Source organism: Streptomyces sp. NPDC039430 (assembly GCF_055639435.1).
Window position 1 is genome coordinate 329,849 of the sequence record NZ_JBVKAK010000009.1, and the last position, 13,320, is coordinate 343,168.

Annotated in this window: 9 protein-coding genes; 6 read left to right on the forward strand and 3 right to left on the reverse strand. The window is 72.1% G+C overall.

Annotation, left to right across the window (positions count from 1 at the left end):
* The first annotated feature begins 222 nt into the window (after window positions 1-222).
* From ACZ7LS_RS23960 to ACZ7LS_RS23980, 5 genes are all read left to right on the forward strand, one after another.
* Complete coding sequence (locus ACZ7LS_RS23960; protein WP_385131003.1) at window positions 223-1,050, forward strand: M24 family metallopeptidase; 828 nt, start codon at window positions 223-225, stop codon at window positions 1,048-1,050.
* 8 nt (window positions 1,051-1,058) lie between these two features.
* Window positions 1,059-2,870 (forward strand): SDR family oxidoreductase, encoded by a 1,812-nt coding sequence (locus tag ACZ7LS_RS23965; protein ID WP_385130910.1) that lies wholly within the window; start codon window positions 1,059-1,061, stop codon window positions 2,868-2,870.
* Window positions 2,867-3,802 (forward strand): metal-dependent hydrolase, encoded by a 936-nt coding sequence (locus tag ACZ7LS_RS23970; RefSeq protein WP_382666469.1) that lies wholly within the window; start codon window positions 2,867-2,869, stop codon window positions 3,800-3,802. The genes ACZ7LS_RS23965 and ACZ7LS_RS23970 overlap by 4 nt, the downstream gene beginning before the upstream one ends.
* Window positions 3,799-4,758, forward strand: a complete 960-nt coding sequence (locus ACZ7LS_RS23975) for a MerR family transcriptional regulator (protein ID WP_385130913.1) — start codon at window positions 3,799-3,801, stop codon at window positions 4,756-4,758. Before ACZ7LS_RS23970 ends, ACZ7LS_RS23975 begins: the two co-directional genes overlap by 4 nt.
* 132 nt (window positions 4,759-4,890) lie before the next feature.
* On the forward strand, window positions 4,891-5,445 hold the full coding sequence (locus tag ACZ7LS_RS23980; RefSeq protein WP_382522426.1) for an RNA 2'-phosphotransferase: 555 nt from the start codon (window positions 4,891-4,893) through the stop codon (window positions 5,443-5,445).
* A 146-nt stretch (window positions 5,446-5,591) separates the two neighbouring features.
* Here ACZ7LS_RS23980 and ACZ7LS_RS23985 read toward each other — a convergent pair whose 3' ends face one another.
* The gene (locus ACZ7LS_RS23985; RefSeq protein WP_382522423.1) at window positions 5,592-6,491 is read right to left on the reverse strand and encodes an LLM class flavin-dependent oxidoreductase; all 900 of its coding nucleotides are present in this window, start codon (window positions 6,489-6,491) and stop codon (window positions 5,592-5,594) included.
* Between the two features lie 244 nt (window positions 6,492-6,735).
* Between ACZ7LS_RS23985 and ACZ7LS_RS23990 the strand changes: the two genes are divergently transcribed.
* Window positions 6,736-7,653 carry a Cof-type HAD-IIB family hydrolase gene (locus ACZ7LS_RS23990; protein WP_385130918.1) on the forward strand — a complete coding sequence of 306 codons (918 nt, stop codon included), beginning with the start codon at window positions 6,736-6,738 and terminating at the stop codon, window positions 7,651-7,653.
* 188 nt (window positions 7,654-7,841) lie between these two features.
* Here the strand turns inward: ACZ7LS_RS23990 and ACZ7LS_RS23995 are convergent, their stop codons facing one another.
* Together ACZ7LS_RS23995 and cydD are read right to left on the reverse strand one after the other, a co-directional pair.
* Entirely contained in the window at window positions 7,842-9,548 is a 1,707-nt protein-coding gene (locus tag ACZ7LS_RS23995; protein ID WP_382873044.1) for a sensor histidine kinase, read from the reverse strand.
* A gap of 20 nt (window positions 9,549-9,568) precedes the next feature.
* Window positions 9,569-13,279 carry a thiol reductant ABC exporter subunit CydD gene (gene cydD / locus ACZ7LS_RS24000; RefSeq protein WP_385130920.1) on the reverse strand — a complete coding sequence of 1,237 codons (3,711 nt, stop codon included), beginning with the start codon at window positions 13,277-13,279 and terminating at the stop codon, window positions 9,569-9,571.
* Window positions 13,280-13,320 lie beyond the last annotated feature (41 nt).

Here is a 13,320-nt window from a genome sequence, read left to right on the forward strand (position 1 = left end):
CAGGAACGCCCCGGCCCTTGACGTCGCCGTCAACCATTGTCACATTCATCAGTGTCACGTTACGGACACGTACCGCACACGGAAAGGGGTGGGGGGACGGGCGGGGAGCGTCGCGGGGGAAGCGTCGCGGTGACGGAGACGACGTGGCGAACGGAGAGCGGCGGAGTGACGGAGGGGACGCGATGACGGAGGGGACGCTGTGACGGAGGAGACGCTGTGACGGTGGTACGGCGGACCGCGGAGCTGCGGGGGTTCAGGGAGGTGCAGCGCCTGGCGTACGCGTGCGCGGAGGCGGTCGCCGCGCGGCTGCGGCCGGGGGTGACCGAGCGCGAGGCGGCGCGCATGCAGCGCGAGTGGCTCCGTGCCCGTGGTGTGCGCGACTGGTTCCATCTGCCCTTCGCGTGGTTCGGGGACCGTACGGCGTTCGCGGGCTTCCGGATACCGCTGCAGTTCTTTCCCACCGGCCGGCGGCTGGAGGCGGGCATGCCGTTCATCCTCGATCTGGCGCCGGTCCACCGCGGCTTCACGGCCGATGTCGGCTACTCGGGCTGTCTGGGACCGAACCGGCTGCACGGCAAACTGCTCACCGATCTTGAGGCGCACCGCGAGCTGATCCTGCGGGAGGTGCGCGAGCGGCGTCCGCTGCGGGAGATCTACCAGGACGTGGACCGGCTCATGGTGCGGCAGGGATACGCCAACCGGCATCGCGCGTACCCCTTCGGAGTCATCGCCCACAAGATCGACCGGGTGAAGGAGCGCCGCTGGTCGCCCCAGGTGTTCGGCTTCGGCACCCAGTCGCTCAAGGGGCTGGCGAGCGACGCACTGCACGGCCATCGGGACGGCTGGTCGCCGCTGTGGAGCCCGTACAGATTCTCCGACCACCCGCCGAAACCGGGGCTGTGGGCGGTCGAACCCCACCTCGGATTCCGGGGTACCGGCGCGAAGTTCGAGGAGATCCTGGTGGTCACCGACTCCCGGGACCCGGAGCAGAGCGCGTTCTGGCTGGATGACGATCTGCCGCATGTGCGGCGTTGGGCGGAGGCCGTATGAGTAGCCGCATGAGTAACGGTGCGGGTGACCGGAGCGGCGGCGATACGAACACGGGCCTGGGCCTGGCGGGCGCGCGGGAGCGCCGCGTACGTACGGGCGGGATCGAGCTGTGCGTCGCCGAGCTGGGCGATCCGGCGCGGCCGACCGTCCTGCTGGTGCATGGCTATCCGGACAGCAAGGAGGTCTGGTCGGAGGTCGCGGAACGGCTCGCGGGCCGCTTCCATGTGGTGCTGTACGACGTACGGGGTCACGGCAGGTCGACGGCGCCGGTCCCGCTGCGCGGAGGGTTCACGCTGGAGAAGCTGACGGACGACTTCCTGGCGGTCGCCGACGCGGTGAGCCCGGACAGGCCGGTCCATCTGGTCGGCCACGACTGGGGTTCCGTGCAGTCCTGGGAGTTCGTCACGGTCGCGCGGACCGAGGGCCGGATCGCCTCCTTCACCTCGATGTCGGGACCGTCCCTCGACCATCTGGGGCACTGGATCAAGCGGCGCGCCGCCCGGCCCACTCCGCGCCGGGCCGCCCAGCTCCTCGGGCAAGGCGCCAAGTCCTGGTACGTCTATCTGCTGCATACGCCCGTGCTGCCGGAGCTGGCCTGGCGCGGGCCGCTCGGCAGACGGTGGCCGAAGATCCTCCAGCGGGCCGAGAAGATCCCCGGCGGTAGGTACCCGACGTCCTCGCTGCCGCAGGACGCGGCGCACGGCGCGTGGCTCTACCGGGACAACGTCCGCGCCCGGCTGCGCAGGCCGCGCGCCGACGCCTACGCGCACGCCCCGGTGCAGCTGATCACGCCCACCGGCGACGCCTTCCTGTCGGAACGGCTCTACGACGATCTGGAGCAGTGGGCTCCGGGCCTCGTGCGGCGCACGCTGCCCGCGAAGCACTGGGTCCCCCGTACCCGCCCCGACCAACTGGCCTCATGGATCGGTGACTTCGTCATGGCCCACGAGGACGGCGGGCTTCCGGACCGTGGTTCGGTACCGCGCGGTCCGTACGCCGAGCGCTTCGGCGGGCAGCTGGTGCTGGTCACCGGCGCGGCCAGCGGCATCGGCCGGGCCACGGCCTTCGCGTTCGCCGAGGCGGGCGCGCGGGTCGTCGTGGTCGACCGGGACGCGGAGGGGGCGGCCAGGACCGCCGAGCTGGCACAGCTGATCGGCGCCCCGGAGGCCTGGGCCGAGCCGGCCGACGTCGGCGACGGGCAGGCGATGGAGGAACTCGCCGAGAAGGTCGCCGCGGAGTACGGCATCGTCGATGTGCTGGTGAACAACGCCGGGATCGGGCTGTCGGGAGCGTTCCTCGACACCACCGCCGAGGACTGGAAGAAGGTCCTGGACGTCAATCTGTGGGGCGTCATCCATGGCTGCCGGCTCTTCGGCAAGCAGATGGCCGAGCGCGGCCAGGGCGGTCATATCGTCAACACCGCTTCCGCGGCCGCGTATCAGCCCTCAAGGGCGCTGCCCGCGTACAGCACGTCCAAGGCGGCCGTGCTGATGCTCAGCGAGTGTCTCCGTGCCGAACTGGCCGGGCAGGGCATCGGGGTCTCCGCCATCTGCCCCGGCTTCGTCAACACCAACATCACCTCCACCGCGCGTTTCACAGGGGTCTCCGCCGAGGAGGAGGAACGGCGCAGGAAGAAGTCGTCCCGGCTGTACGGTCTGCGCGACTACCCGCCCGAGAAGGTCGCCGACGCCGTACTGCGCGCCGTCGTACGCAACCAGGCCGTGGTGCCGGTCACTCCGGAGGCCCGTGGTGCGCGGCTGCTGTCGCGGATCGCGCCGCGCGCGCTGCGTGCCCTCGCACGGGTGGAGCCGCCGCTGTGAGCGCCGAGTTGGACGGGCGTCGCCCCATCGCGCCGCGCCGGGTCTCATTCGACTGGCGCGGGACCCCTTTGCACTGGATACCGGACGAGCCGACCGCCACCCATGTCTTCAATGTGCTCCATCTGTTGCTGCCCGCGGGCGAGCGGTGGTTCGTGCGGGTCTTCAAGGAGGGCCTCCCGCTGGTCACCGACGCGCGACTGGCCGAGGACGTCAAGGGGTTCATGGGGCAGGAGGCCACGCACAGCGTGCAGCACTCCTATGTGCTGCACCACCTGGCGGAACAGCGGCTGGACACCGACGCGTACACGCGGCAGGTGGACTTCCTCTTCGAGCGGCTGCTCGGCGAGAAGCCGCCCTGGGGGATCCCTCTCCCGGCCAGGAAATGGCTCTGCTACCGGCTGGCGTTCGTCGCCGCGATCGAGCAGTTCACGGCGGTCCTCGGCGACTGGGTGCTGCGTGCGGAAGGGCTGGACCGCGCGGGCGCCGACGCGGTCATGCTCGATCTGCTGCGCTGGCACGGCGCGGAGGAGGTCGAGCACCGTGCGGTGGCGTTCGACATGTACCAGCACTGCGGCGGGTCCGGTCCTGCCCGGTACGCCCGGCGGATCGGGACGATGTGCGTCACCGCGCCGGTGCTGCTGTGGCTGTGGGCCAGGGGCACCACCTATCTGATCCGGCGCGACCCCCAGCTCACGGGCCGGCCGCGCTACACGCTGCGTGACCACAACAGGGCGATCGGCAAGGGGCTGCTGCCCACCTGGCGGGAGCTCGGCTCCGCGATACCCCGCTACTTCCGGCGCTCGTACCATCCCTCCCAGGAGGGCTCGTCACGGAAGGCCACCGACTATCTCGCGACCTCGCCGGCGGCGCGAGCGGCTGCCCGAGCGGCGACGGACGCGGCGCGGCGCGCGGCCCGGGGACGGAAGGAGTGAGCGTGTCAGGGTTCGTTCCGGAGTCCGCGCCCGGCGCCGAGTACCGGATCGACGGTCTGGCGCGGGCGAGCGGCGCCACGGTCCGTACGATCCGCGCTTACCAGGACCGCGGACTGCTGCCCAGGCCGGAGCGGCGCGGCCGGGCCAATGTGTACGACGGCGCCCATCTCGCCCGGCTGCGGCAGATCGCCGATCTGCTGGAGCGCGGCTACACCCTCGCGTCCATCAAGGAGTTGCTGGAGGCGTGGGACGCCGGGCGGGGTCTGGGCGGGGTGCTCGGGCTGGTCGCCGAGGTGCATGGGCCGTGGACCGACGAAGAGCCGGCCAGGATCTCCCGGGCGGAGCTGGTCGAACGGTTCGGCACACGCGATGACGCGGCCGTCGAGGAGGCCGTGGAGCTGGGGGTGCTGGAACGCATCCCGGACCGCGACGACGCCTTCCTCGTTCCCAGCCCTCAGGAGCTGGCCGTGGCGGTGGAGTTGCACGCGGCAGGGGTGCCGCTCCCGGCAATCTCCGGTCAGCTGCGGGAGCTTCGCGGCCAGGTCGAGCACATCGCCTCCCGTTTCCTGGAGTTCACCACCGAGCATGTCTTCGCCCGCTGTCTCGGCCACCGGCCGCCGACGGACGCGGAGGCGGCCGAGGCCGCCGCTCTGGTGCGCCGGATGCGACCGCTGGCGCGGCAGTCGGTCGATGCCGAACTGGCGCGTGCGATGCGGCTGTTCGCCACCCGTCACCTCCAGCGGCAGCTGGAGGCGGACCCGCCTCCCGTCGCCCGGTCCGCGACCCGGTCCGTCCAGTTGCCCGCCGACACGATCGGCGCTGTGGAAAGCCTGGTTGGCCGGGAGGGGGTGTCGGCCTTCGTCGCCGCTGCCACCGAACGCGAGCTGTGCGCAAGGACCTTGGACGACCTCACTTCAACCCATCGACAAAACAGTCAAATTAACCGAATAGGTTAAAACGCCAGCCAGTTGTCCACAGATTCGCCAAATAGCCTGTGGATAAACCGAATTGACTGTGGATCAAACCTTCGGACCGTCAGCATTTTGAAAGGAGTGGCGCCGAACGGCACCACCGGTCACGCTGTTGCGATGACCGGAGTATCCGATGAACGACGCATCGTGAAGGTGTCGAAGTACCTCGCCAAACATCTGCGCCACCAGCCCGAACGGATCGGCATCACGCTCGACGCGAACGGCTGGGTGCCGGTCGACGAACTGATCACCGCGGCCGCCGCGCACGGCTTCCGGCTGACCCGCCCCGAACTCGACCATGTGGTCGCCGTCAACGACAAACGGCGCTTCACGATCGACGGCGACCGGATCCGCGCCAACCAGGGCCACACCGTCAGCGTCGATCTGGAGCTGGCCCCGGCGCAACCGCCCGCGTACCTCTACCACGGCACGGTCGCCCGCAACCTGGACGCGATCCGGGACGAGGGACTGCGCCCCATGGACCGCCACCACGTCCATCTCTCGCCCGACCGCGAGACCGCGACCCGGGTGGGTGCGCGCCGCGGCCGGCCCGTCGTCCTCCCGGTGGACGCGGGAGCGATGCACCGCGACGGGCTGGTGTTCCACGTGAGCGCCAATGGAGTCTGGCTCACCGACTCCGTACCGCCGCGATACCTGCGCTTCCCCGGCTGACAGCCAGCAGCTGACAGCCGACGGCCGGCTGCTGACGCCGGACAGCTGACGGCCGACAGCTGACGCCGGACGGCCGATGGCTGACGGCTGACGGCTGACGGCCGACCGGCCGACCGGCCGACCGGCCGACCGGCCCCGGGCGGACGCTAACGCCGGAGCTGGGCCGGGGCCTCGGTGGCGATCCGTTCGTAGACCCGCTGGTCGGCGGCGAATTCCGAATCCGGGATGGGGGCGTGCACCGCGATCTCGGTGATACCCAGCTCGAAGTGCCTGCCCGCGAAGTCCACGAACGCGTCGAGCGACTCCATCGGTCCGCTCCGGTCCGGGGTGAAGCCCGTGAGCAGGATCTTCTCCACCTCTGACGCCTCCCGCCCGATCTCCGCACAGGCCTTGCTCAGCCGGTCGATCTGCCCGCTGACAGCGGCACGCGACTGCTCCGGCGTACCCGTCTCGAACAGCTTCGGATCCCCCGTCGTCACCCATGCCTGACCGTGCCGGGCGGCGAGCCTCATCCCGCGCGGCCCGGTGGCCGCCACCGCGAAGGGCAGCCGGGGCCGCTGCACACACCCGGGGATGTCACGCGCTTCGACCGCCGAGTAGTACGTCCCGTCGTACGTCACAGAGTCCTCGGTCAGCAGCCGGTCGAGCAGCGGCACGAACTCGGCGAACCGGTCCGCCCGCTCTTTCGGCGTCCATGGCTCCTGCCCCAGCACCGTCGCGTCGAAGCCGGTGCCGCCCGCGCCGATCCCGAGCGTGATCCGGCCGTCCGAGACATCGTCCAGCGAGATGAGGTCCTTGGCGAGCGTCACCGGATGCCGGAAGTTCGGCGAGGTGACGAGGGTCCCCAGCCGCAGCCGCTCGGTGACGGCGGCAGCCGCGGTGAGGGTCGGCACCGCCCCGAACCAGGGCCCGTCGCGGAAAGTCCGCCAGGACAGGTGGTCGTAGGTGTACGCGGTATGGAAACCGAGCCGCTCGGCTCGCAGCCATTCGTCACGGCCACCGTCGTGCCAGCGGCGGACGGGCAGGATCACGGTACTCAGGCGCATGCCCCCGACGATACGGGTGTGGCCGGCGCGGACGTCCGGCCGGGCATGGAGCCCCCCTGCGGCCAGGCATGGAGCCCACATCCGGCCGGGCGCGGAGCCCGTGGCCTGCCGGGCATGGAGCCCAGATACGGAGGGGCATGGAGCCCGTGTCCCGCCGGGCATCGGAGCCGCCGGCACCCGCCAGGCCCACTCAGATGTGCGCCCCTCCGCACGCTCGTGCGTATCCGTACGGGAGAATGGACGCGTGACCTCGCCCAATGGACCCGCGCCCGCGCCCGACGACTCCCCGCTCCCCGCCAGACCCCGGCTGATCGCCACCGACCTCGACGGCACACTGCTGCACGACGACAAGTACGTCTCGGACCGTACGATCGCCGCGCTCGCCGCCGCCGAGGAGGCCGGTATCGAGGTCTTCTTCGTCACCGGCCGGCCGGCCCGCTGGATGGATGTCGTCAGCGAGCATGTGCACGGCCACGGGCTGGCGATCTGCGCCAACGGCGCGGCGGTCGTCGATCTGCACGCGGGCGGAAAGCTGTTGCAGGTCCGCCCCCTGGAGCGCGATACGGCCCTGGCCGTCGTCCACGCGCTGCGCGACGCCGCGCCCGGCACGACCTTCGCCGTCGAGCAGAGCACCGGCATTCATTACGAGCCGACGTATCCGCCCTTCCACCAGGACCCGGGCGCGACCGTCGCCACCGCGGAGAAGCTCCTCCAGGTACAGGAACGGGTCCAGGAACAGGCACAGGGAGAGCAAGCGGAGGACGGGTCCGCCGCCCCCGTGCTGAAGCTGCTCGCCCACCACCCCGATCTGACGCCCGACAACTTCCTCGCCGTGGCCCGTACAGCGGTGGGCGACCGCGCCACCATCACCCGCTCCAGCCCGAGCGCGCTTCTTGAGGTCAGCGGCCCCGGAGTCAGCAAGGCCAGCACGCTCGCGCTCTGCTGCGCCCAGCGCGGCATCTCGTCCGACGAGGTCGTCGCCTTCGGCGACATGCCGAACGATCTGGAGATGCTGACCTGGGCCGGGACGTCGTACGCGATGGGCAACGCCCACCCGGACGTACTGGCCGCCGCCTCGGGACGTACGGTCACGAACAACGAGGACGGCGTCGCGATCGTCATCGAGCAGATCGTGGCCCGCCGCCTGGCAGACGGACGCTGAGCAGAGACGGACGCTGAGCCGGCGGGCACAAAGCCAACGGGCTCAGAACAGCCGGGCACACAGCAGCAGGACACACAACAGCCGGACACAGAACAGAGCGGCACAGAACAGCCGGGCACCGCACGACCGGCACGAGCGGCGGGGCGGTGGCCCGGCTCGCGAAGAAGAGCGCCCGCAGCACCCGCCCCCTACAACGGAACCTCCCACACCACCGTCGTGCCGCGCCCGCGCTCCCCGAGTCCCGGCTCGCATGTGCTCGATCCGCCCAGCGAATCCGCCCGTCGCCCGAGGTTGCGCAGCCCGCTGCGCCGCCCGCCCGCCGGGATTCCCACCCCGTCGTCGGCGACCGACAGCCGGACCGCGCGCCTGCCGTCGGGAAGCCGGGCGGTGGAGTCGACGACGACTTCGATCCGGGTGGCGTGCGCGTGCCGGAAGGCATTGGACAGGGCCTCCCGGAGCGCCGCAATCAGGTTCTTCCCGGCGAGTTCGCCGACGGAGTCGACCGGACCGACGAAGCGGTGGGCGGGCCGGAAGCCCAGGGGCACGGCCGCCATATTGATCTCCCGCAGCACCCGGGTGCGCATCCCGGGCGGGGCCTCTGCCGGTGTCTGCTGGAGCGCGAAGATCGCCGTACGGATCTCCTGGATCGTCACGTCCAGTTCCGCGACCGCCCTGTCGATCCCGTGGTGCACCTCCGGCGCCACCGTCTCTCCGCGCTGGGCCCGCTCCAGCGTCATGCCGGTGGCGAACAGCCGCTGGATGACCAGATCGTGGAGGTCACGGGCGATCCGGTCGCGGTCCTCCAGTACGGCCAGCCGCTCCCGGTCCCGCTGCGCCTCGGCCATCATCAGGGCCAGTGCCGCCTGCGCGGCGAACTGGGTGGCCAGCGCGCGTTCCCGCCGGCTGAACGGGCGCGCCCCCCGCGTGCGCGGCATCACCAGCGCGCCGAGCACCCGCCCGTCGGTCCGCAGCGGCAGCAGCATGAGAGGTCCGAACCCGGAGGCCAGCCCGGTCACCAGCCGCGGGTCGTTGGAGGCGTCGTCCATGAAGACGGATTCGCCGGCCAGCAGAGCCGCGACGGCGGGGGCCGCGGCCGGGACGCGGGAGCCCACGCGCAGCACCGGATGCTCCGCGGACACGGCCACGACCTCCAGGCTGCCGTTCCGCTCGCGCAGCAGCACCGCGCCCAGGGCCGAATCCGAGAGTCTGCGGCCCTGTTCCGCGACGACGGAGAGCGCGTCGTCGGCGTCACCACCGGAAAGGAGGGTGGTGGTGACGGCGACCGAGCCGTCGATCCACCGCTCACGCTGCCGGGCCGCCTCGTACAGCCGGGCGTTGCCGATGGCCACCCCGGCCTCGGTGGCGAGTACCCGCAACAGGCGCAGATCACTGTCGTTGAACTCGCCGCCGCCCGCCTTGTCCGCCAGATAGAAATTGCCGATCGTCCTGTCCCTCAAGCGGACGGGGACGCCGAGGAAGGTCCGCATCGGCGGGTGGCCCAGCGGGAATCCCACGGCGCGCGGATCGGTCGTCAGATCGGTGAGCGCGATCGGGCCGGGGTCCCGGAGCAGTGCGCCGAGGAGGCCGCTCCGTCCGTCCGGTCTGCGCCCGATCCGCCGGGCCACGTCCTCGCTCGCCCCGTAGGTCACGAAGTCCGAGAGGCCCTCGCCCTCCTCGTCGACCACACCGATCGCCGCGTACCGGGCGTCGGCGAGTTCGGCCGCGGTCTCACAGATCCGGTCGAGCGTGGAGTGCTGCCCGAGACCGGTGCCGGCCGAGCACATCGCCTCCAGCAGTTGCGGCACGCGCGCGGCGGTCTCGGCGGACAGGCCCTCAAGGCTGGTCGCCGCGCGGGCGGCGGCTTCGAGGGGGTCCTTGGGCTCGGGCACGTCCATGCCCATGAGCCTAATAAGTCCTATTTGACAAGGAAAGTCGACTTCTGGGCTTCCAGGAGGTCTCCGGCTCGTTCGCGTTCGAGCATCCGCCGCAGCGGCCCCTCGCCGGCGGCCAGTTCGGCGTAGGAGCCGCGCTGTACGGGGCGACCGCCGTCGAGGACGATCACCTCGTCAACCGCGTCAAGGCCCCGCAAACGGTGGGTGATGAGCAGCGTCGTCCGCCCCTCGGTCGCCGCCAGCAGATCGGTGGTCAGCGCGTCGGCCGTCGCCAGGTCCAGATGTTCGGCGGGCTCGTCGAGCAGCAGCACGGGGAAGTCGGCCAGGAGCGCGCGAGCCAGCGCGAGCCGCTGCCGCTGGCCCCCGGAGATCCGTGCGCCGTGCTCGCCCACAAGCGTGTCGAGCCCGGCGGGCAGGGCGTCGACCCAGTCGAGCAGCCGGGCCCGGCGCAGGGCGTCGCGCAGCTCGTCCTCGGTCGCGTCCGTACGGGCGAGCCGCAGGTTCTCCCGTACGGAGCTGTCGAAGAGATGCGCGTCCTGCGCGCACAGCCCCACGAAGCGCCGGACGGTGTCCCCGTCGAGCGTGGCCGTGTCCGTACCGCCGAGCCGACAGCCGCCCTCGCGCGCGTCCAGGAAGCGCAGCAGTACCTGAGCCAGCGTCGTCTTGCCCGAACCGGAAGGCCCGACGACGGCGACCCGCTTCCCAGCGGTCAGCGTCAGATCGAAGCCGCTGAGCGCGTCCCACCGCTGCCCCGGGTACCGCGCGGCAAGCCCGCGCACCTCCAGCGGGAACGGCGATACGGGAGCGGCGGCCGGCCGCTCGGGCTCCCGTACGGGTACGGGCGCGTCCAGCACCTCGCACACCCGCTCCGCGCTGCGCCGGGAACGCTGCCGGTACCGCACCGCGAGCGGCAGCCCCGCGACCGCCTCGAACGCGGCGAGCGGGGTCAGGACGACCACGGCCAGTTCGACGCCCGCGAGCCGTCCGTCCGCCAGGGCCCCGACCCCCACGTACGCGGCCGCCGCGACGGTCAGCCCGCAGACCAGGGCGGTGAGCCCGCCGCCCAGCGCGTTGGCGCTCGCGCCCCGCGAGGCGATGGCCGTCAGCGTCCTGTCCGCCTCGCGCATCCCGCGCATCCGGTTCGTCAGCGCGCCCGCGACGGTCAACTCCGCGAGACCGCTGAGCAGATCGGCGACGCGCGTGGCCAGCAGCCCCCGCGCCGGGGCGAGTTGCCGCTCGGTCCTGCGGGCGCCGGCACCGCTCAGGAGCGGTACGCCCACGCCGGCGACGAGCAGCCCACCGGCCAGTACGGCGCCCGCCTCGGGCAGCAGCCACGCGGTGAATCCGACGGCCCCCACCCCGACGAGCAGGGCGGAGCCGACCGGCAGCAGCCACCGCAGCCAGTAGTCCTGGAGTTCGTCCACATCGGCGACCAGCCGGGACAGCAGATCGCCGCGCCTCGTCTCGCGCAGTCCGGCCGGCGCGACGCGCTCCAGCCGCCGGTACACGGAGACCCTGAGGTCGGCGAGCATCCTGAGCACCGCGTCGTGCGACACGATCCGCTCGGCGTACCGGAAGACGGCCCGCCCGATGCCGAAGGCGCGGGTCGCCGTCACCGCGACCATCAGATAGAGAACGGGCGGCTGCTCGGAGGCGCGCGAGATGAGCCAGCCCGACACGGCCATGAGCCCGACGGCGGAGCCGAGCGCGCAGCTCCCGAGGACCAGCGCGAGGACGAAGCGGCCACGGAGCGCGCCGACGGCGGCCCGCATCCGCGCGAGCGGAGCCCGCGCCGCGGCGCTTCCCCCGTTCCTGCGGTTTCCGGCGCCCCCGCCGTCCCTGCCTCCGCCTCCGCCGTCCGGCGCGCCGAAGGCGGCGGGCACGGCGCGTTCTTCGTCGGCCGGAGGCAACGCGGGAAGGTCACCGAGGCCGAGACCCGGCCCGGCCTCCTCGATCGCCGACCCCACCGACGCCATGGACGCCACGGGGGTCGGCGGCGTCAGGGGCCGGGCCATGGATATCGGCGGCCCGGACAGCTCCGGCCCCGCGGATCCCGCCGTATGTTCGAAGGACCTCGCCCCCTCCGTGAGGAGCGGCCGCGCCCGCTCCGTGAGGGTCACCACCCGGTCCGCCACCGCGAGCAGCGCCGGCCGGTGGACGACCAGCAGCACCGTACGGCCCACCGCCAGGCGCCGTACCGCCTCGACGATGCCCTCCTCCGTCTCGCCGTCGAGCGCCGCCGTGGGCTCGTCGAGCAGCAGCAGCGGCCGGTCCGCGAGGAAGGCGCGGGCCAGCGCGAGCCGTTGCCGCTGGCCCGCGGAGAGCCCCGCCCCGTCCTCACCGAGCACGGTGTCCGGTCCGGCCGGGAGAGCCACCACGAAGTCGTACGCCCCCGCGTCCCGCAGCGCGTCCCGTACCGCCGCGTCGTCCGCGTCCGGCCGGGCCAGCCGTACGTTCTCCGCGACCGTCCCGGCGAAGAGATACGGCCGCTGCGGCACCCACGCGATCCGTTCGCGCCAGCGCTCCGGGTCGAGGGAGGCCAGCTCACGGCCGTCCACCCGCACCCGGCCCTCGTCGGGTACGGCGAAGCCGAGAACCACCTGGAGCAGGGTGGTCTTGCCGACACCGCTGGGGCCGACCAGAGCGACGGTCTCCCCCGGCTCGACGGTCAGCGTGGCCGCGTCCAACGAGGGCTCCGTACGGCCCTGATGGCGGACCGTCACCCCGTCCAGCTCCAGCCGCAGCGCGCCCGGCACCTCCCCCGTACCGCCCGCCGGAGGTTCGGTCTCCAGCACCGTGAAGATCTCCTCGGCCGCCGCAAGCCCTTCGGCCGCCGCGTGATACTGCGCCCCCACCTGCCGGATCGGGAGATATGCCTCGGGTGCGAGAACCAGCACCACCAGCCCGGTGTACAGGTCGAGTTCGCCGTGGACGAGCCGCATCCCGATGGTGACGGCGACCAGCGCCACCGACAGGGTCGCGAGCAGCTCCAGCGCGAACGACGACAGGAAGGCGATCCGCAGCGTACGCAGGGTGGCCTGCCGGTACTCCGAGGTGATCGTACGGATCGACTCGGCCTGTGCCTTGGCCCGGCCGAAGACCTTGAGGGTCGGCAGCCCGGCGACGACGTCCAGGAAGTGGCCCGACAGCCGGGAGAGCAGGCGCCACTGCCGGTCCATCCGGGCCTGGGTGACCCAGCCGATGAGCACCATGAACAGCGGAATCAGCGGCAGGGTGACCACGATGATGGCCGCCGAGACCCAGTCTTCCGTGACGATCCGGGCCAGGACCGCCACCGGCACCACCACGGCGAGCCCCAGTTGCGGCAGATAGCGCGCGAAGTAGTCGTCCAACGCGTCGACCCCGCGGGTGGCGAGCGCGACCAGCGAACCGATGCGCTGCCCGCTCAGCCACCCCGGGCCCAGCTCGGCGGCCCGCTCCAGCAGCCGTCCGCGCAGTTCCGACTTGACCGCGGCGCTCGCCCGGTGCGCGGCCAGCTCGGTCAGCCAGGAGACCAGAGCGCGCCCGGCGGCGACCGCCACCAGCAGCAGGAGAGGCGTACGCAGGTCGGAAGCGTCGAACCCGCGCTGGAACGCCCCGACCACCACCTCGGCGATGAGCATCGCCTGAGCGATGACCAGCCCCGCGCCGGCCACCCCGAGAACCACCACCGCCACCAGGAAGAAGCGGGTGTCCCGGGCATACCGGAGCAGACGAGGGTCGATTGGTTTCACGTGAAACACCTACTCCTACTGCTCTGCCGCTACTGCCCTGC

Excerpts from the sequence above, each read along its gene's own strand:
- ACZ7LS_RS23965 (WP_385130910.1), top strand. The coding sequence starts at position 1,059 with ATGAGTAACGGTGCGGGTGACCGGAGCGGCGGCGATACGAACACGGGC.
- ACZ7LS_RS23980 (WP_382522426.1), top strand. The coding sequence starts at position 4,891 with ATGACCGGAGTATCCGATGAACGACGCATCGTGAAGGTGTCGAAGTAC.
- ACZ7LS_RS23985 (WP_382522423.1), bottom strand. The coding sequence starts at position 6,491 with ATGCGCCTGAGTACCGTGATCCTGCCCGTCCGCCGCTGGCACGACGGT.
- ACZ7LS_RS23995 (WP_382873044.1), bottom strand. The coding sequence starts at position 9,548 with ATGGACGTGCCCGAGCCCAAGGACCCCCTCGAAGCCGCCGCCCGCGCG.